The 19,445-nt window shown below is 35.2% G+C and carries 20 protein-coding genes; 10 read left to right on the top strand and 10 right to left on the bottom strand.

The window, feature by feature from the left end; genetic code table 11:
- Nucleotides 1–46 precede the first annotated feature (46 nt).
- Nucleotides 47–1,249, top strand: coding sequence for a 5-aminolevulinate synthase (gene hemA, locus ABWU29_RS05925; protein ID WP_353280224.1), 1,203 nt, complete (start codon nt 47–49; stop codon nt 1,247–1,249).
- On the opposite strand, the gene ABWU29_RS05920 is transcribed toward hemA, so the two are convergent.
- The 4 genes from ABWU29_RS05920 to ABWU29_RS05905 all read right to left on the bottom strand — a co-directional run bounded on the left by ABWU29_RS05920 (nt 1,241) and on the right by ABWU29_RS05905 (nt 4,274).
- Nucleotides 1,241–1,939 (bottom strand): inositol monophosphatase family protein, encoded by a 699-nt coding sequence (locus ABWU29_RS05920; protein ID WP_015589485.1) that lies wholly within the window; start codon nt 1,937–1,939, stop codon nt 1,241–1,243. The genes hemA and ABWU29_RS05920 overlap by 9 nt on opposite strands.
- Before the next feature lie 8 nt (nt 1,940–1,947).
- On the bottom strand, nt 1,948–2,514 hold the full coding sequence (efp, locus tag ABWU29_RS05915) for an elongation factor P (protein WP_012673415.1): 567 nt from the start codon (nt 2,512–2,514) through the stop codon (nt 1,948–1,950).
- Between the two features lie 62 nt (nt 2,515–2,576).
- A complete protein-coding gene (gene rimM / locus ABWU29_RS05910) occupies nt 2,577–3,083 on the bottom strand; it encodes a ribosome maturation factor RimM (RefSeq protein WP_015589486.1) in 507 nt (168 codons plus the stop codon).
- Between the two features lie 15 nt (nt 3,084–3,098).
- The gene (locus tag ABWU29_RS05905; RefSeq protein ID WP_353280222.1) at nt 3,099–4,274 is read right to left on the bottom strand and encodes an aspartate aminotransferase family protein; all 1,176 of its coding nucleotides are present in this window, start codon (nt 4,272–4,274) and stop codon (nt 3,099–3,101) included.
- Between the two features lie 66 nt (nt 4,275–4,340).
- Between ABWU29_RS05905 and ABWU29_RS05900 the strand changes: the two genes are divergently transcribed.
- The 3 genes from ABWU29_RS05900 to recF all read left to right on the top strand — a co-directional run bounded on the left by ABWU29_RS05900 (nt 4,341) and on the right by recF (nt 7,516).
- On the top strand, nt 4,341–5,768 hold the full coding sequence (locus tag ABWU29_RS05900; protein WP_353280241.1) for a sensor histidine kinase: 1,428 nt from the start codon (nt 4,341–4,343) through the stop codon (nt 5,766–5,768).
- A gap of 184 nt (nt 5,769–5,952) precedes the next feature.
- Entirely contained in the window at nt 5,953–6,420 is a 468-nt protein-coding gene (gene bcp, locus ABWU29_RS05895; RefSeq protein WP_015589489.1) for a thioredoxin-dependent thiol peroxidase, read from the top strand.
- Nucleotides 6,421–6,436: 16 nt separating this feature from the next.
- Nucleotides 6,437–7,516 carry a DNA replication/repair protein RecF gene (recF, locus tag ABWU29_RS05890; RefSeq protein WP_015589490.1) on the top strand — a complete coding sequence of 360 codons (1,080 nt, stop codon included), beginning with the start codon at nt 6,437–6,439 and terminating at the stop codon, nt 7,514–7,516.
- A gap of 809 nt (nt 7,517–8,325) precedes the next feature.
- Here recF and ABWU29_RS05885 read toward each other — a convergent pair.
- From ABWU29_RS05885 to ABWU29_RS05875, 3 genes are all read right to left on the bottom strand, one after another.
- Nucleotides 8,326–8,646, bottom strand: coding sequence for a TrbC/VirB2 family protein (locus ABWU29_RS05885; RefSeq protein WP_012673416.1), 321 nt, complete (start codon nt 8,644–8,646; stop codon nt 8,326–8,328).
- Nucleotides 8,647–8,853: 207 nt separating this feature from the next.
- A complete protein-coding gene (locus tag ABWU29_RS05880; protein ID WP_015589491.1) occupies nt 8,854–9,210 on the bottom strand; it encodes a TrbC/VirB2 family protein in 357 nt (118 codons plus the stop codon).
- Between the two features lie 20 nt (nt 9,211–9,230).
- The gene (locus tag ABWU29_RS05875) at nt 9,231–9,551 is read right to left on the bottom strand and encodes a TrbC/VirB2 family protein (protein ID WP_264378179.1); all 321 of its coding nucleotides are present in this window, start codon (nt 9,549–9,551) and stop codon (nt 9,231–9,233) included.
- A 135-nt stretch (nt 9,552–9,686) separates the two neighbouring features.
- Between ABWU29_RS05875 and ABWU29_RS05870 the strand changes: the two genes are divergently transcribed.
- Complete coding sequence (locus tag ABWU29_RS05870) at nt 9,687–10,502, top strand: YihY/virulence factor BrkB family protein (protein WP_015589493.1); 816 nt, start codon at nt 9,687–9,689, stop codon at nt 10,500–10,502.
- A complete protein-coding gene (locus ABWU29_RS05865; protein ID WP_174516753.1) occupies nt 10,489–11,244 on the top strand; it encodes an SDR family oxidoreductase in 756 nt (251 codons plus the stop codon). Before ABWU29_RS05870 ends, ABWU29_RS05865 begins: the two co-directional genes overlap by 14 nt.
- Before the next feature lie 132 nt (nt 11,245–11,376).
- On the opposite strand, the gene ABWU29_RS05860 is transcribed toward ABWU29_RS05865, so the two are convergent.
- A complete protein-coding gene (locus ABWU29_RS05860) occupies nt 11,377–11,550 on the bottom strand; it encodes a hypothetical protein (protein ID WP_167471214.1) in 174 nt (57 codons plus the stop codon).
- Nucleotides 11,551–11,688: 138 nt separating this feature from the next.
- On the opposite strand from ABWU29_RS05860, the gene carB reads away from it, so the two are divergent.
- The 4 genes from carB to ABWU29_RS05840 all read left to right on the top strand — a co-directional run bounded on the left by carB (nt 11,689) and on the right by ABWU29_RS05840 (nt 16,115).
- Complete coding sequence (carB, locus tag ABWU29_RS05855) at nt 11,689–15,144, top strand: carbamoyl-phosphate synthase large subunit (RefSeq protein WP_197907092.1); 3,456 nt, start codon at nt 11,689–11,691, stop codon at nt 15,142–15,144.
- 164 nt (nt 15,145–15,308) lie between these two features.
- Nucleotides 15,309–15,524, top strand: a complete 216-nt coding sequence (locus ABWU29_RS05850; protein WP_006279709.1) for a hypothetical protein — start codon at nt 15,309–15,311, stop codon at nt 15,522–15,524.
- Nucleotides 15,521–15,781: an IS110 family transposase gene (locus ABWU29_RS05845; protein WP_010082049.1), complete on the top strand. Its 261-nt coding sequence runs from the start codon at nt 15,521–15,523 to the stop codon at nt 15,779–15,781. The genes ABWU29_RS05850 and ABWU29_RS05845 overlap by 4 nt, the downstream gene beginning before the upstream one ends.
- Nucleotides 15,732–16,115 (top strand): hypothetical protein, encoded by a 384-nt coding sequence (locus tag ABWU29_RS05840; protein ID WP_227738574.1) that lies wholly within the window; start codon nt 15,732–15,734, stop codon nt 16,113–16,115. The genes ABWU29_RS05845 and ABWU29_RS05840 overlap by 50 nt, the downstream gene beginning before the upstream one ends.
- 175 nt (nt 16,116–16,290) lie before the next feature.
- Here ABWU29_RS05840 and ABWU29_RS05835 read toward each other — a convergent pair whose 3' ends face one another.
- Both ABWU29_RS05835 and rpoD read right to left on the bottom strand, forming a co-directional pair.
- Complete coding sequence (locus ABWU29_RS05835) at nt 16,291–17,271, bottom strand: SGNH/GDSL hydrolase family protein (RefSeq protein ID WP_010082050.1); 981 nt, start codon at nt 17,269–17,271, stop codon at nt 16,291–16,293.
- Nucleotides 17,272–17,411: 140 nt separating this feature from the next.
- Nucleotides 17,412–19,364, bottom strand: a complete 1,953-nt coding sequence (gene rpoD / locus ABWU29_RS05830) for an RNA polymerase sigma factor RpoD (RefSeq protein WP_353280219.1) — start codon at nt 19,362–19,364, stop codon at nt 17,412–17,414.
- Nucleotides 19,365–19,445 lie beyond the last annotated feature (81 nt).

The raw sequence follows: 19,445 nt of genomic DNA, 5'->3' as shown, positions 1-19,445 counted from the left end.
ATTTAATAATTTATTATAATTATGTTAATTATCGGTAAATAAGGACTTGGTAAACTACGAAGAAATATTCTTGAATAAAATAAAAGATATAAAAGATGAGGGGCGCTACCGTGAATTTACGCACTTTGCGTCATTGCCAGGTAGGCTCCCCCACATTATGGACTATGAAAGAAATAGGGAAGTAATCGTCTGGTGCAGTAATAACTATTTGGGAATGTCACAAAATGAGAGTGTAATTGCCGCTATCCAAAATTCATCTGTTGGTGCTGGAGGAACAAGAAATATATCTGGTACAACAAAAGAGGTTGTCGAACTTGAAAAATCCTTAGCTTGTTTGCATAAAAAAGAGGCTGCTTTAACTTTTGCTTGTGGCTACCTCGCTAACCAGACAACACTTAGCACTTTATCGTCTGTTATTCCGGGCATAGTAATTTTTTCAGACGAGAAGAACCATTCTTCGATGATAGAAGGCATAAAATCAGGAAAAAGGCCAAAACATATATTTAAACACAATGATGTTAATCATCTAGAGCAGCTACTTAAGTCTATAGACAAAAAGACACCAAAAATCATAGTACTTGAATCCGTATATTCAATGGATGGTGATGTAGCTCCGCTTAAAGAAATATGCGACCTGGCAGATCAACATAATGCAATTACCTATTTGGATGAGGTGCACGCAGTTGGTATGTATGGTTCACATGGTGGTGGAATTGCAGAAAGAGAAGGCCTGATGGATAGAATAACCGTTATTCAAGGTACACTATCGAAGGCTTTTGGAGTGATGGGTGGGTATATCGCGTCTTCAAAGAGCTTGGTAGATGTAATAAGAAGTTCCGCTCCAGGATTTATTTTTACCACTGCTATGTCGCCTGTTTTAGCAGCGGCAGCAAAGGCAAGCGTTGAACACCTAAAATCAAGCAACATTGAAAGGGAAAAGCAAAAGCAAGTCGTTGAAAAAGTAAAAAACTCACTGAGAAATGCAGGAATTAACTTCATTTTAACAGAAACTCATATAATTCCAATAATAATTGGCGACCCAGAGTTATCCAAAAAAGCATCAAAATTATTATTTGATGAGTATGGAATATACGTTCAACATATAAATTACCCGACAGTTCCAAGAGGAACTGAGCGTTTCCGTATTACCCCTACACCTTATCATACCGATGAAATGATAGAACATTTGACAGAATCTCTTGTAAAAGTTCTCGAAAAGTTGTCTATCTCTGTAGCTTGTTTATCCTAATTTAATATCGCCAGCAATAATCAATCCGTTGTCTTCCGTTAGCCTTCCACCGCTTTCTTGTAGAAAAAGTCTACCGAGCAAGGTTTTATATTTGTTAACTCTAGAGTAAACTATTCCTCTGTGCCTTCCTGCCGCAAGGTATGCAAAGCCTAAAATTGTTGAACCGATGGAGCGTACACTACTATTGCCAGGCAGCAATTTATTTAACAAATTACCACTTACATCTATTAGACCCCCTTCACGGCTTTTCACCCGCATTTTTATATGACGAGATCTAAAGTCCTCAAGAAAAGCACCTTTCTTTTCTTCTGCCCAAAAAGTTTCTCTAAGAGCCGGAGCATCAATTACAGCCGCCACAACTTTATTTTTATGAATGAGACAGACTGATACTGCAAAATAAACCATACAACTGGAAAAGTTCTCCCTGCCCTCTATAGGCATAATAAACCAGGTATAAGTGTCATCTTTTACTTCTTGATCAGTATCATCTTCGGAAATAAACCCATAGTCTCGTTTGTAGTCGTGCAAGCAATCGTATATGGTTTGCTTGGATTTTGAATAAGTTTTATTGATAAAGTCTGCTGATTTAACATTAGAGATTTGTAATTCATTAAAATCGCGCATAAGCTGCCTGGAAGCACTACGCACAGAATCAAGCATCACATTAATTCGTGGTGATGAGATGGACATTCTTCTTTTTACTCTTTCACTCTTTCATAATAGCTGTCATCTGGAGTATATACTACAATTTTATCCTCTTCTTTTATAAACTGAGGCACGTTAACGCGCATTCCGTTTTCCAAAATTGCAGGCTTATAAGAAGCAGTAGCAGTTTGTCCTTTAATAACAGACTCTGTTTCTTTCACAGCAAGTGTAACATAATCAGGCACATGCGCAGAAATTATTTTGTCTTGATAAGCTACAACTTTAATTTTCATGTTATCCTGTAAATAAATTTTTTTTTCTCCCAATAAGTCCAAATTTATAGTGATTTGCTCGTAATTACTTGGATGCATAAGATTTACAATGTTTCCTTCAGTGAAAAGGTAAACATATTCCTCTTCATCTAAAATTGCCCTTCTGATTGTTGCATCAGAACGAAATCTTTCATAGTGTTTTGCTCCGGTTTTGATGTTTTTCATTTCGGCTTGTATGTATGCACCACCTTTACCAGGTTGAGTATGCATAATACCTACAACCAAAAATAATCCGCCGTTATGTTCCAACACCTGACCTGGTCTGATATCGTTAGCTCTTTCTGCCATAATTACATTTTCAATTTGATCTTATAATTATAAATAGCTTTATATAAATATCAAAGTCTTTATTAGTCAATAAATTCTGGTATATTTAATACTATATACCTCCCCTTTATATTTATATGTGGAAATATCTCTTTAGTGAAAGACAGCATAATACGTTTTTTTGTGCTGATAACTAAAATTTCTAATATATCCCCTGAGCCAAAATTATACACAGATTTTACATTGCCATATAATTCATTACTTTCCAGCCTTACTTCCATATCTACAAGGTCACTTTGATAAAATTCATCCTCATCATTTAGCTCTGGTAACTTGCTTCTTTCTATATATAGCTTCTTATTCCTCAAAAGCTCTGCTTCATTACGGGAATTTACTCCACTTATTGTAGCTATTACTAAATTATCACCTATGATGGATACTGAGTCTATTTTATAATTCTCATCACCACTTATTAGCTCACCATATAAGGAGATATTTTTGGGCTTTTCGGTGAAAGTTTTTAATTTAACAGCTCCTTTAATTCCGTGAGGAGAGGTAATAATTCCTAAGCATACCAGATTGTCGTTCATATTAATATCAAGCATCTAATCAGAAGATTTCTCAGATAAATATTGAGCCAGAATCTCAATTCCTTCATCAATCTCTTTTTCAGTGATAATTAGTGGAGGTAAAATTCTCACAACGTTATCTGATGTTACTCCAACAGTGAGTAAACCACGATGACTTAACTCTTCTGCAAATTTTTGATTGTCTACTTTCACTTTTATTCCAAGCATTAACCCTTTCCCTCTCACTTCTTCTATTATTGGAAATTTACTTGCTAAGTCTTCTAATTTATTTTTTAAATACTTACCTCTAATTTCAACATTTTTCAAAAAGCCAGGACTGAGCAATTCTTCGAACACAGCATTACCTACTGAGGTTGCAAGCGGATTGCCACCAAAAGTGGAACCGTGCATACCAACTGCCATGTATTTAGCAGCATTTTCAGTCGCAAGACAAGCCCCTAGCGGAAACCCGCCGCCTATTCCCTTTGCAAGAGCACATATATCAGGTTCCACTCCTATATGTTCGTATGCAAATAATTTTCCTGTCCTACCAGCACCGCATTGCACGCAATCAAAAAATAACAATATGTCATTTTCATCACACAGCTTTCTTAGTTCTTTCATAAAGACTTCATTCATTACTTTGATACCACCTTGCCCTTGTATTGGTTCTATTAATATAACGCCTATATCACTTGAAATTGCTTTCTTTACACTCTCAATATTGGGCTCGATATTATCACACCAATCAATACAGGGACTCAGTAATTCAGAAAATTTCTGTTTATCGTTTGCAGCACAAGTTAGGAAGGTTCTTCCATGAAATGCACCATGGAATGTTAAAATTCTGTGACGGTTTTTATTGCCTTTTCCGTTTTGATAGACCCTAGCAATCTTAAGCCCACATTCTACTGCCTCTGATCCAGAATTTGAGAAAAATACAGTGTCAGCGAAACTATTGTTTATTAATTTTTCTGCAAAATTATTGGCAGCAGGTATATTATAGGTATTTGATATATGCCATAATTTTTCTCCTTGCAATTTAAGAGCACTAATTAATCGCGAATTAGTGTGACCTAAGCTACTAACGGCTATTCCGGAGTGAAAATCTACGTAGCGCTTACCGTCAATATCATACAAGTAAATATCTTTACCATAAGAAAAATTTATGTTAATAGGAGAATAAACTGGCAAAATAGGAGAAATTGTCATAAAATATTATATGCTAAATTTTATTATTAATAACATAAAAGCCGTTGTTTCGCAATGAGTAAGGATATGTATAAGATAGGTAAATTAATGTTTTCTGCACTGGGAAAAAACAAATACACAAAAGTTATCGCATTATTCTCATCAATTTTTATGATTTTATTCAGTGTGATATATTGTAATTATTTACTAAGGAGTAATTTCCTTTCTTCTTACCGTGATTCAAGTGTAAACTTAAAAAGTGTATTAGAAAATGGTATAATAAAAAAATACCATTATTTACTAATAGAAAAGCATCACATTAAATACAAAAATTTTGACTACATAAACCAACTAGTAAAACTGCGTGCTGAATTATTACAATCAGTGAGCAAAGTAAAGGATTTCAGCTTAATACTGTATGATCAAAACGGCAGAATAATATTCAGTAATTTTAACACTCAAGATTATGATTATGAACAGTTACTTACAAACGATGAAATTGATAAATTATTAAGTAACCAAGAAATACTTTATACTACAGGAAATACATTAACTTCTATTTTCCCTATATTCCATGAAAATAGCGCTAAGCCGTCGTTTTTTTTGAAGATTCTTCGAAGCTACAATAATTCTTATGTTATAGCATATGGCCTATTTTTAATATTTTTAGGCTTATTATTAATAATTTTAATATTAATAATGTTCTATTTGCACTTTTCTAATACCAAAATGCTGGCCAAGCAACATAAAACTAACATTGAATTACAGCAGATAAAAGAGGCATTAGAGCAAGAAAATGCAAACAAGCTAAAGTTTTTTGCAAGCGTTACACATGAATTACGCACACCTCTTAATGCTATTATTGGATTTGCAGAGTTGATCAAAAATGAAACTTTAGGTTCAATGGATAACTCTCAATACAAGGAGTATGCAGACGATATATATAATGCAGGGACACACTTACTTGCCTTAATTAATGATGTGCTCGATTTTTCTAAAGCTGAATCAAGTAGTTTAACAGTAGAAAAAGTGAAGTTTAACCTGAACAAAATAATAGATTCATGCGTAAATATGCTATTACCTAAATTAAAAGAAGCAGGGATTAATTTAAAAAAAGAGATGACTGATAAACAATTATTAGTCATTGCAGATTCCAAGAGAATGAAACAAGTTATAATAAATTTATTATCAAACTCAATCAAGTTTACTCCTAAAGATGGTTTAATAAGAATGGTGATAAAAGAAAATATAGAAAAAAACTTATTAACCATTGAGTTTCATGACAATGGAATAGGAATAATGCAGCAGGATATATATAAAGTTATGTCTGTTTTTGGCCAAGCAGATTCGGGATATAGAAACGAAGGTACGGGCATCGGATTACCGCTAAGCAAGAAATTAGTAGAGTTAATGGGTGGAACTTTTGACATTAAAAGTGAAGCGAAACTTGGTACTACGATAACATTGAACTTCTTTTATGAAGAACAAACATGTGAAGATTCGATTGATTTTTAATAGGATCTATTTGATATGGCCTTACATCAGACGAAAACCACACTTTATCAAAAGCGGCAAGCCGAGAAGGCAGTTATCAATAAGCCCCCTATCAAGAATCTTATCTGTGTTAGCTATATATAAAATTTGATACTCTGACTACAATATACTACTATAGATAGAAGCGTTATTAATGGAGCAAGGTATGGAGTTAGTAGTAGGAAATAATGCACCTGATTTTAGTTTACCAACAGATTCTGGTGAAAATTTATCACTGAGTGAATTTTTTGATAAAAAAAATGTAGCTCTTTATTTTTATCCTAAAGACGATACTCCGGGTTGTACGATGGAAGCAAAAGGCTTTAGAGATAAAATAGATGATTTTTCTTCCCTTGACACAGTGATAATTGGTGTATCAAAAGATAGTGTTAAGTGCCACACTAACTTCAAAGCAAAATACTCTCTGCCGTTTTCTTTAGTTTCTGATGAGAATGCTGAAATGTTGGGAAAATATGGTGTTTGGGTAGAGAAAAGTATGTTTGGCAAAAAGTATATGGGAATAGAACGCACTACTTTTTTAATAGATAAAAAAGGTAAAATAGTGAAGATCTGGAAAAATGTAAAAGTTAGTGGACATGTTGATGAGGTTCTGGAAGAAGTAAAGAGAATATAAACTAAAGAATAGGTTAATGGCTACCCATTGCTACATAAAAAAGCTGAAATTACATAATTTTCGTAGCCACTCAAACTTTGAACTGGATTCAGATGATAGCTCAGTTGTAATAACTGGCGAAAATGGTATTGGTAAAACTAATATACTTGAAGCAATCTCGTTGCTTGCTAAAAGCAATGGAATGAAAAAAGCAAAAGCCAGTGAGATACAAAATAGATTCAGTAATGAAGATTGGGTAGTGCACTATGATTTTTTTAATGGAACGGATTTTAATTCAATTGGTATCGCAAAGAGTTTTGATAAGAAACTAATACAAATTGATGGAAAAACGCAATCAAGTTATTCATCTCTGTATAAGATATCCAATGTAATATGGCTGATTCCACAAATGGACTATGTTCTTCTTAATTCTCCAAGTGACAGATTAAAATTTTTAGACCGTATAGTTTCACTGTTTGAAGAAAATTACACTTGCTGCTACATGAAATATAGAAAAGCTAAACATGAGCGAAGTAAACTATTGAGGGAGAACATTTTGAACAAAAACTGGTTCTCTAGTCTTGAAAACATAATGGCCGTTAATGCAGTTAGTATTTTACATATGCGATCGTCTGTTTTAAAAATATTACAAGATACAATTGATAACCATTCCAGTAAGCTTTTTCCGAAGGCAAGTTTGAAATTCAGCAGCCAGCTAACTTTGGACGATACTGCAGAATATTTTCAGAATCGTCTAAAGGAAAACAGAGAAAAAGATTCATTGACTGGTAGAGTAACCCTTGGTGTGCATAACGATAATTTCCGGGTTTTTTGTCAAAAAAGAAACGTACCAATAAATCTGTGCTCCACTGGAGAACAAAAGTTATTACTGCTTTCTATTATTTTATCCAGTGTAAAAGCAAGGTGTATTCATTACAATAAGGCACCACTTCTTCTACTTGATGATATAATGTCTCATCTGGATAAACATTACAGAAAGGCGTTAATGGAGGAAGTGTTAAGTATTCAATGTCAAACTTGGATAACTGATGTAAATCAAGATAATTTCAATAGCTATCTTTATTCTTTCAAGTTTTTTGAATTATCAAATGAATAGTACCTCTTTCAAAGCTCATACAGGCAACTCCCAATTGTAAATTCCGGCAATTAAACCTCAAACCAAAACATTTCTGTTTTTTTTACTTTAAATTAAATGCAAAAGTTACTTTACAAACTTCGCCAGTCCCCTTATCATGAAACTGAAGCTATTTATTTATCTTCGCAATCTCTGCAGTGGATTAATGATAAAAAACTTAATGTATTTGGCGTAAATCATGCTGAATTTTTGCACTATGTGCACCTCATGTCTTTATAAAACTTCTAGGTTTCTACCTATATAAGCTGAAACGCGCTTACAAAGCGTTTAAGATAGCAAAAAACGTCAAATTGACAAGGGAGAATTTGAATGCTAGCCACCCTAGGGTTTCTTTGCCTTTTTTTTCGCTCAGTAAATTTCTTAATGTTTATAATTTAGATTAGTTGCGGCTTAAAAGCAGCTGAATCGCGGTTATTAAGCGTTTAGAATAAAAAAACGCCATACTTGAAAGTATAATGTAAGTAATTAGCCAACCACGGGGCTTCTTTTGCCTTTTTTTTCATTTGGTAAATTTCTTAATATTCATAGCTAAACGACAACCGTTATTCCGCTGCTTGTTAGCTGATGAGATACCGCGAATGAATCGCGGTATGACGGTATGCGGCGGCATGACGATAAGCCTTGTCATTCCAGCGCGTGACGCTGGAATCTAAACTTTAACTGATATGATTACAGAAAGAGAATTTATTAGGTATTCATAGACACTGAAAGTGGTCAGCTTGACCACTTTCAAGTAAAGAAAACTACGTTTGTGCCTCCAATAATTTCTATTACTTATCCGCTACTGCACCGTCTTTACAAATCACACCTCCTGGTGTTATTTTTGAAACGACTACAGGAGCGCCAAAAAACACAGCAGTGAATGCACCGAGTGCAAAAAGCGCTGGCCACGGCATTCTACCGAATATTGCAAGCAACGCTGCACCAATTATCACTATTGTGATCATTGGTCCACCTATGCCATGAGTATAGCCTATTATCTTGCATATCACTGATGATGTTGTATCACTTGTATCAACAAAAGCATCTGCAGCATTTGCATCAAACGCAAAGGAGAAAATTAAAACCGCAAGTAGAAGAAAATTTTTCATTATACCCTCCAATCATTTCTGTCCTAAGTTAGATTATTCTGCAATTTGAGTAAATGGTAAGGGTTCTAGTAAATTTGTCATCCTATCAGTTTATAAAAATTCCCGGATCTCAGTGTTATTCACTTGGACAACATTTATACAATTGTGGAATAATGGTGCTCCTTTAAGAAGCACCGTTTAGCTAATGCTTTTCTAAATCTGCAGCGCCTATTTTTTACACGCTCCTGTACTTGTATCCCAGTTGGTACCATCAGGGCAAGCAGTTGCACCATTTTTACAAATCACACCGCCTGGTACTATTTTTGAAACAACTACAGGTGCACCAAAAAACACAGCAGTAAATGCACCGAGTGCAAAAAGCGCTGGCCACGGCATTCTGCCAAATATTGCAAGCAATGCTGCACCAATTATTACTATTGTGATCATCGGTCCACCTATGCCGTGAGTATAGCCTACTATTTTGCATATTGTGTTTGACGTTGCGTCATCAGTAACACTGCTAGCAAAAACATTATCAAATGCAAAGGAGATAACTAAAGCCACAAGTAAAAGAAAATTTTTCATTATGCCTCCAATAATTTCTATTACTTATCCGCTACTGCACCGTCTTTACAAATCACACCTCCTGGTGTTATTTTTGAAACGACTACAGGAGCGCCAAAAAACACAGCAGTGAACGCACCGAGTGCAAAAAGCGCTGGCCATGGCATTCTGCCGAATATCGCAAGCAAAGCTGCACCAATTATCACTATTGTGATCATCGGTCCGCCTATGCCGTGAGTATAGCCTATTATCTTGCATATCACCGATGATGTTGTATCATCTTTATCAACAAAAGTATTTGCAGCATTTGCATCAAATGCAAAGGAGAGAATTAAAGCCACAAGTAGAAGAAAATTTTTCATTACGCCTCCGATAATTTCTATTTAATGCTGGATTATCCTTCACTTTGATTAAATTTAAGTAAATGGTGAGGATTTTTTGCTTAAAAGTATCCTTTATTTCATTTAGAATACTTTTCTTGGTTCGTCTATATTACAGTGCTACAGAAATTTTACAGCATCGTTTATTGCCTTTATCGTGCTTTGATTGACACAATTCATAATGATGGAGTGGAGCATGCAGGGTATTTATCATTTTTAATTCTGTTATCAATATTTCCTTTTCTCATCGTTTTAATGGCTGTGGCGTCAACATTCGCAAATTTTTTAGACCAGTACAACATTGGCTGGGTATTTATCATTGATAACATGCCACAGGATATTTTATCATCTTTGATGCCGCGTATTAGGGAGATAATATCAGGCCCGCCGCAAAGCTTACTAACTTTAGCAATTGTAGGTGCTGTTTGGACCGCTTCATCGACAATTGAAGGGCTTAGAACAATACTCAATAAGGCCTATAAAGTTCCGGTTTCGCCGCCTTATATATTAAGAAGAGTACTAAGTATATTACAATTTTTAGTAATCACGCTTATTATAACTCTAACTATAGTGTTTTCTACACTAGTACCAATGCTAATTGATTTTTCCTATCAGGTGCTAAGTTATACTAGGTATTTACTTATTGAATTTGTACTTTTCACAGTAGTCTCTTGGCTATATTTTATGTTACCAAACATAAAACAAAATTTATCAGACGTATTTCCTGGATCTTGTGTAGCTGTTATTCTTTGGACGATTTCTGCTTCAGCTTTTAAGCAATACTTAAAAGCTTCCTTTGACCAACTGGATTTGATATATGGAAGTTTAGGTGGTGTGGTAGTGTCATTACTATTTTTTTATATGCTAAGTTTGATTTTTATATATGGAGCAAAATTCAATTTTCAGCTAAAATATTTCAATGGATCTCGCTAAGGAGAAAGAAATGGGTAAGTTAGAAGGTAAAGTAGCTTTAATCACCGGAGCTTCAGGTGGAATAGGCTCTGCTGTTGCAAAAAGGTTTATAAGAGAAGGTGCATGTGTGATTCTGATTTCAAGATCTCTTGATAATCTCAAGCCACTATATAATGAAATTGAAGAGCTTGAAGAATTTAAAGAAGGCTCTGTGAAACTAATTCAGCTTGATCTTTTAGACTTTGAGAATGTAAAGATACTGACAAACATGATAGAAAGCCTGAAATTATCAGAATCTGGAGCACTTGATATATTAGTTGTGTGTGCTGGAATTTTAGGCAAACTGAACCCCATTCATGACTGTGAGATTGAAGAGCTACAGAACGTAATGAATACAAATTTTACTGCCAATTGGTACTTACTAAAAAACTTAGATCCAATGCTAAAAAAGTCTAATGCTGGAAGAGCGATATTCATGACCTCAGAAGTGACACTTTCTCCTTCCTCTTATCCATATTGGATGCCGTATGCTGCAAGTAAAGTTGCACTAGAAATAATGGTGCAGATATATGCATCTGAGACAAAACATACAAAATTATGTGTAAATGCTGTATACACGGAAGGACCTGTGGGTAGTGAGCAGGCATTTCCTGGATCTGAATTGGTGTCACCTGATAAACTAACAGATAAATTTGTGGAATTAGCTTCTGAAGACTGCGGCATATCAGGAAAAATCTTACCGCTTAGCAAATCTCCCGAATAAATTACCATAGTATCTGCAAAGATACCGTTAAGCCCACAACTGTATGAACATTGTGATTTGAGAGTAATCTCCACTAGGAAGGATGTCATCCCAGTGCCTCTATGGTGTCATTCCAGTGCTTGACACTGGAATCTAGTCTTTATTATGCAGCCACTTATTTAAAGTTAAGTTTTCTGGATCCCAGACTGGGATGACACCTCTGGGCACTGCCGTCATAAAGGAACCAGTGTCAGCTACTTGAATGACATCATTTGCTGTGCAATTTACCTTCAAAAATGAATGTTTGTACAGCTGTGTGTCAAGCACTGGAATCTGCCACGCAAATTGCAATGTTCGTACAGTTATGCGTCAAGCCTAAAAGTAATTAGCTAATAGGTTTAATAAAAATTCACATATACAGGAAAGATTGGTAACATTACTTGAATAGAGACCGTTATTGTAATTATGCCGAAACGCACAGATATAGAATCTATATTAGTAATAGGAGCAGGCCCAATAGTTATAGGTCAGGCATGCGAGTTTGATTATTCCGGAACGCAAAGCTGTAAAGTATTAAAAAGCGAAGGTTATAAAGTCATTTTGGTTAACTCCAACCCCGCAACTATAATGACAGATCCTGAGTTTTCTGATGCGACGTATATTGAGCCGGTACTGCCTGAAATCATAGAGAAAATTATAATTAAGGAGAGGCCAGACGCAATATTGCCAACAATGGGCGGGCAAACAGCGCTCAATTGTGCAATAAAACTTGCAGATGATGGAGTGTTAGACAAATACAACGTAGAATTAATAGGGGTAAATAGAGAAGCAATAAAAAAAGCAGAGGATAGAGAGTTATTCCGCCAATCCATGGATAAAATAGGACTGAAATACCCCAAAAGTATCATTATAAAAAATCAAGAACAAATAAAAAAGGCTTTGGATTACGTTGGATTACCAGCAATCATTCGTTCATCATTCACTCTTGGTGGTGCAGGTAGTGGCATAGCATATAATAAAGAGGAGTTTTTCAATATCGCAGAAAGTGCTCTCAAAATTTCGCCAATAAATGAAGTTCAGATAGATGAATCAATTATCGGCTGGAAAGAGTATGAAATGGAAGTTATCCGCGATTGTAAAGATAACTGCATAATAGTCTGTTCGATAGAAAATGTTGATCCGATGGGAGTGCACACCGGAGATAGTATTACGGTTGCTCCTGCTTTGACTCTGCGTGATGCTGAATATCAACAAATGAGAAATGCATCTATAGCAGTGCTGAGAGAAATTGATGTTAGTGCCGGCGGTGCAAATGTTCAGTTTGCAGTAAATCCTAAAGAAGATGGAAGCCTCGTTGTAATTGAAATGAATCCAAGGGTTTCTCGCTCTTCTGCACTTGCTTCGAAAGCAACAGGCTATCCTATTGCAAAAGTTGTAACCAAACTTGCTATCGGCTATTCGCTCGATGAAATACGTAACGACTGCGCTCCAATAATACCAGCAGCATTCGAACCAGTGATTGATTATATCGTCACTAAAATTCCTCGATTTGAGTTTGAGAAATTTAAGGGGACGAATTGTGAATTATCAACCTCCATGAAATCAGTGGGAGAAGTGATGTCTATAGGCCGCACTTTTAATGAGTCACTACAGAAAGCTTTCCGTTCACTTGAAACTGATTTTACAGGACTTGATGAAGTATTTCCTGAGAACATTGATATTGATCACATAAAATCTCAATTAGCAAAATTGCTACCAAACAGATTACTGATTGCTGCTGACGCAATGCGCCACGGAATTAGCATAGAAGAAATAAATTCGATTACAGGATATGACTTATGGTTTCTGCAAAATATACAGCAAATCATCTTGGCTGAACAAAAAATCAAGGAAAACGGCCTTCCTGAGACTGCATATGAAATGTTAGAGATGAAAAAAATGGGATTTTCAGATGCAAGATTAGCAAAGTTAAGTAATAGACCTACCTCTGTCATTCCAGTACCCTCTAATGTCATCCCAGTGCGTGACACTGGGATCCAGCCAGCGTTACACGCTGGAGATCGAGTAAAACAAATCGAAGAAATAAGAAAAAAATTTGGCATTAAACAAGTTTATAAACGCGTAGACACCTGTGCAGCTGAATTTGAATCGAGCACTGCTTATATGTATGGCTGCTATGAGGGTGATGTTGAAAATAAAACGGAATGTGAGGCGAATATTTCTGACCGAGAAAAGGTTGTCATTTTAGGAAGTGGTCCAAATCGCATTGGTCAAGGTATTGAGTTTGATTATGCATGCGTACATGCAGCTTCTGCCGCCAAAGAAATGGGGTATGAAACAATAATGATCAACTGTAATCCCGAAACTGTCTCAACTGACTACGATACCGCTGATCGTTTATATTTTGCACCACTCATTGCAGAGGATGTGCTTGAAATACTAAGTAAAGAGCAAGAAAATGGCACACTGGTTGGTGTAATAGTTCAAATAGGCGGTCAAACACCTTTAAAGTTAGCCAAAGTGCTTAACGAGAGAGGTTTCAAAATTCTGGGAACTTCGTTTGATTCTATTGACCTTGCAGAAGATCGCATGAGATTTAAAAATCTTGCTTTGCAACTTAATTTAAAACAACCTGAAAATTCTATCTGCCATTCAGTAGAAGAAGCGTTAACCAACGCAGAAAAGGTGGGGTTTCCACTAGTAGTCAGGCCATCATATGTCCTCGGCGGTCAGTCTATGTCGATTAGACACGATACTCAGAGCTTCAAAGAGTATGTCTTGAATCAAACCAAAATTTTTGAACACGGATCGCTGCTTCTTGATAAATTTTTAGTCAATGCAGTTGAGGTTGACGTTGATGCTGTATGTGATGGGGAAAAAGTTTTCATTGCAGCGGTCATGGAGCACATTGAAGAAGCTGGTATCCACTCTGGCGATTCAACATGCTCAATACCGACAAATACATTGAGTGACGAAGTAATAAAAGAGATTAAGCTACAAACTGAAAGAATAGCATTAGCATTAAAAGTGAAAGGTCTGATAAACATTCAGTTTGCTGTTCAAGAGAATAGACCTCTTGCAGAACCTGTTTGTGATGAGAAATCTTTAGGAAAAGTGCAGATGAGCACCACAGAATACTCGAATGTATTTGAGGAGCGCAGACAAGCTTTGACGACAAAATTGCCTTCAGAAATCGAGTTATGCAAGAGGTCTAGTGATGTATACATACTTGAAGTGAATTTAAGGGCTAGTCGCACAGTTCCTTTTATTTCCAAGGTAATCAATATTCCTATTGCAAAGCTTGCCACTCAGGTTATTTTGGGTAAAAAATTGAATCAGGAAAACAAGCCTTTCAATCATTTTGCAGTTAAAGCTGCTGTTTTTCCATTTACCCGCTTTGCAGGAGTGGATACTTTACTTGGTCCTGAAATGAAATCAACAGGAGAAGTGATGGGAATCGACTCATCTTTCGAAGCTGCACTTGCAAAAGTGCACATGGCTGCAGGATACAAGTTACCAACAGAAGGAGCAGCTCTGGTTTCAGTAAAAGATGATGATAAAGAGTATATATTGCCTGTTGTACGAATGTTGAAAGAACTGAGTTTTGAAATATATGCCACCAAAGGCACAGCTTCGTATCTGAACAATAACGGCATTGCTGCACAAGCTGTAAATAAAGTAAGAGAAGGCAGACCCCACATAGTTGATATGCTCAAAGATGGAAAAATAAATCTAGTGATCAATACCTCAAAAGGTGTGAAATCAGTTTCAGATAGCAAAGATATCAGGAGAACTGCTATTTTGCAAAATATAGCTTACAGTACCACAGCTTCTGGGAGTAAAGCGTTAGTGCTTGCAATTCAATATGTAAAGAATAGCAAATTGGAAGTGAAATCATTACAGCAGATACAAAACGGTTAAATATCAAAACTAGAATAATTCACTCTCAAAATGCTAAAGAGAACATAATAAAAAGATGGAAATTTTGAAGGAAATAGTATACCTAAAGAATCAACTAGCGTAATTGAACAGCCAAATGCTACAACGAATACTCCACAATCTTACCTAGAGGACACTTCCCTTATATGTTAAGAACAAGTCTTTATAAATATCAAAGTAGTGATATTAAAGACACACAGAGAAGAGGAACCGTCACGCCCCTTGATTATAAGAATCGTTGTTCAGCAAGGTTCTCTTCTCTGGTTTATTATACTGAAAGTTCCGAACAACTGATTGAGCTTTTAGGCTCGTATATAAGGCTGGAAAATGCAGTATATGTTATTATTACGGAGGAATTATGAATTCATCAAACATTATTGCTGGCATTGATGTTAGCAAAAGTAAATTAGATCTCCACATTCACCCACTTGAGCATTATAAAATATTTGAAAACAATGTACAATCCATTGATGAAATGCTGGACTTTTTACGTTTGCATAATGTAACCAAAATTGGTCTTGAGGCAACTGGTGGATACGAAAAATTATGTGCCTATACTTTACTAAGCAATGGTTTTGAAGTGTACGTCATTCAACCAAGGTGGGAGAGACTATGCTAAAAGCCTTGGTATTACTACAAAAACTGATAAAATAGACTGCAGTATCATCTCACGTTATATTAATAATACAGATATGCGTGTTACTCCTTTAACAGTTAGTAATGGTAATATTGATTGCTTGAAACAAAAATTATCTCGTAGAAACCAACTTGTAGAAATAGCAAAAATACAAAAAACCCAAATCCAACAGGTAACTGATACATCTATAATCAAACAAATAGAGGAACTTCTTGCAATTTTACGTAATCAAATTAAAACTTTAGAAGATGAAATGATTACATTTATCGATCAAAACCAAGAGCTTAAAAGAAAATATATATCAATAACTATATAGTAGCGGGATGACGGTTTTTCAAATTGTCGGTAAATCTAAGTCAGTTTAGCTATAGGCAGCAATTTTCTGTATTTATTTTAAATTGAAGAAAGCTCAAATGAAAGATCGTGTTTTGCTAAAAATCACAGAATGCAGTCTGGTTACTATTTAAAAGGATATGTTCAAAAAAACTGTGTCAAATCAACTCATACACTTCATTACCAACTTCATGATGAAGTTCCGCAGTTGGATGGAAATAATCAAAAAAGAAATAATCCTTTAGTGTTTCTTTGCTACACCCAGGGTTATAGTGAACGTCAAGTTCCCCTTTAAATATCAACTTTAAGAGTATTTTTATATTTTCTTTAAATCTCCCAACTTGGTCTGCAATGTTCGATGTGCATGCATCTTGACAATTTAAACCTTTGCTCTTGTATTCGCTAAACATACTTCTCATTTTAGAGTTAAGATCAAATGCTTTTATTTCAAGATTTGTACTTTTCTTCATATAATCTAAGCCTTTAGCCAGTTTTGCATTGAAACTCTCCGTGAGCTTTGTAGCTAGTTCCCTTGCTTCTTCATCTCTATTAAAAGCTGGTATTGAGCCAACTTCAGGTGCATTTGCAACAACTACATGCTTAACACCATGTTCATTTAGAACCTTAAGTGCATTACATATTTCACTCACTGCTTGTTCCAACACTTCTTCCGCTTTAGTATCGTCATAAGCAGTGGCAACCATAACATCATTTCCGCCGATTATGATGCAAAATAAATCTTCTTTACCTATATCTGGATGATGTTTAATTACCGCATCTAGCTGGTTAGCTAAACGAAATTTATTGAAGAAATAAGAAAAAATAGGGTCAAAAATTTCAGATGCTGTTGCATATGAAACTGCGTAATTCTGACCTTGCTGTTCGTGGCATCTCCCAAAAAATGAATAACTCCACCCAGGTTTAAATTCATCTAAATCTAAATATTTTGCTATATATTCAACAGCAGTAGGGCCATTGCTAAAAGATCTTCCTTGATAAAAAGGATCATCAAATTTTACGCTTTTTGCAAAGGATAAATTATTTAAAATTCCAATGATTGCGCCATTATCGGATAAGCTATCACCCAGAACATAAAAATTTCTATACTTTGAATTAGAATTGTCATTTTTGTTTGTCATAATATTTACCGTAGATTAGCATGTTGTTTCATTAGATTCATAGAAAAAGAAAAATAGCGGTGAAATTATACAACTTTGGCCTAACTTGCTCTCCACTTTTTCCGGGCAAAATCAGCTTCTTCTTAACTTGACACGTATACTTAAAAGAACCCTCTAAGTTTTCTAGCACGGCTTGGATGTTTCAACTTGCGCAGTGCTTTTGCCTCTATTTGCCTAATTCTCTCACGTGTTACATTAAAAATTTTTCCTACTTCTTCTAAGGTATGTTCCTTCCCATCTTTACCAAGGCCAAAACGCATTCTTAAAATTCTTTCTTCCTTTGGTGTTAAAGTTGCAAGAACATTGGTTGTAATGCCACGCAAGTCAGCAAGTATTGCAGCATCCTCTGGCCTGGAGACTCGCTTGTCTTCTATACAATCACCAAAGGTACTACTATCATCTTTTCCTGTTGGAGCTTCAAGACTTACTGGATCCCTTGCTATTTTCATAACTTTGCGTATTCTTTCCAGTGGCATTGTCAGTTCTACACTCAATTCCTCTAACGTCGGCTCTCTTCCCATCTCATGAGTCATCTTTCTTAATGCTCTGTTGATTTTACTGATAATTTCCACCATATGAACTGGTATTCTAACTACTTTAGACTGCTCGGGTATTGCTCTAGTGATTGATTGTCTTACCCACCAAGTGCCATAAGTTGAAAATTTATATCCACGTTTGTAATCAAACTTATCCACGGCCTTCATAAGACCAATATTGCCTTCTTGTATCAAATCAAGCAGATCAAGGCCTCTTTTTGAATACTTCTTAGCAATGGAAACTACTAGCCTTAAGTTAGCCTTAATCATTTCTTGCTTTGCTTCAGAGACTTCTCGTTCGTGTTTTTGTATTCTCTTGATTAGCTCCTTAAATTCTTGTACGTTATCTTCCTGTATATGCTGCTTAATACCGTTCAAGGTACTAGCTATATGTTCAGAGTTATCGTCTATAAACCTTAAAAATTTGTTTTTTAATTCACCTGTAAAAGAGGACTGATTTTCATTGATCTTTAAAAGACTTATCTTTTTCAATTCGTGCTTTAAAAGCACGTCATCATAAACTTTATAGAAACTTTCTCTATCGATATCGTATTTTCTAGCCTCAGCAATAAGATTAGCCTCTTCAAGCGTAATGGATCTATTTATCTTATAAAGTTCTTGTGTAATTCTGGCAACAGCAGCATCACTTAACTTAATTTGTAATGCTATAGACCATATTTGATTATACAAATTTTCTAGCTCATTAGAGAAATTTTTAGAATTTTTTCTTAATATCAACGCTTCATTTGTTAAAGTAATTATCTCATCCAATGCAACTATGACCTTTGGCAATAAGTCACTTTCCATTTCAAGAATAGAAACATTTAAATTGACTGAACTTATATCTTCATTATTACCGTCTTTCTCATCATCACTTTTTTTACTATCTTTCTCATCATCACTACAGTACTCAGCATCTTCAGAAACATCCTCAGAATCCTCAACATCTTCAGCACTTTCTTCACTCTCTTCACTTTCTTCTTTGGGTACCACATTAAAATCAGAGTTATAAATTGCATCCAGATCTATAATTTCTCTCAGTAAGAGAGCTCCATTACTTAAATCATCACGCCATACTTTTATCACCTTTAATGTTACTAATGTTTCAATTATTGCACGTAACATGTTATGCTTTTCAGATTCAATTTTTTTTGCTATCTCGATTTCATCTGCCCTTGATAAAAGCTTTACGGAGCTCATGTCTTGTAAATAAATCCTCACTGGATCATCATTTTGTACTAAAGTTGCAGTAACATTTGGCGATGTGTCATCATCATCAAGTTTACTATCATCACTGTTGGAAGGAATATCTTCTTCATCTTCGCTACTTTCAAGCACATTAATTCCGGAATCCTGCAATAAAGATATAGCATCATCTATAAAGTCAGACGAAAAATTTTCATCTGATAATTTATCATTTATATCATCAAAGGTGATAAAACCACCCTTTTTTATACTCTTAGTTACCAGATCTTTGATAATTTTTTTCTTATCTTCTGCATCATTAATAGTTGACATCATTACCTTTATAGTTTATAATTTTATTTCTTATTAACAAACAAACTTACAACGAGCAAGTCTATAATTTTACTTTTAACT

Origin of the sequence: Wolbachia endosymbiont (group A) of Phasia obesa, assembly GCF_964028125.1 — a bacterium.
Lineage (GTDB): Bacteria > Pseudomonadota > Alphaproteobacteria > Rickettsiales > Anaplasmataceae > Wolbachia > Wolbachia pipientis.
Note: the sequence above shows the minus strand (reverse complement) of the source record. Positions and strands in the feature narration are given on the sequence as shown.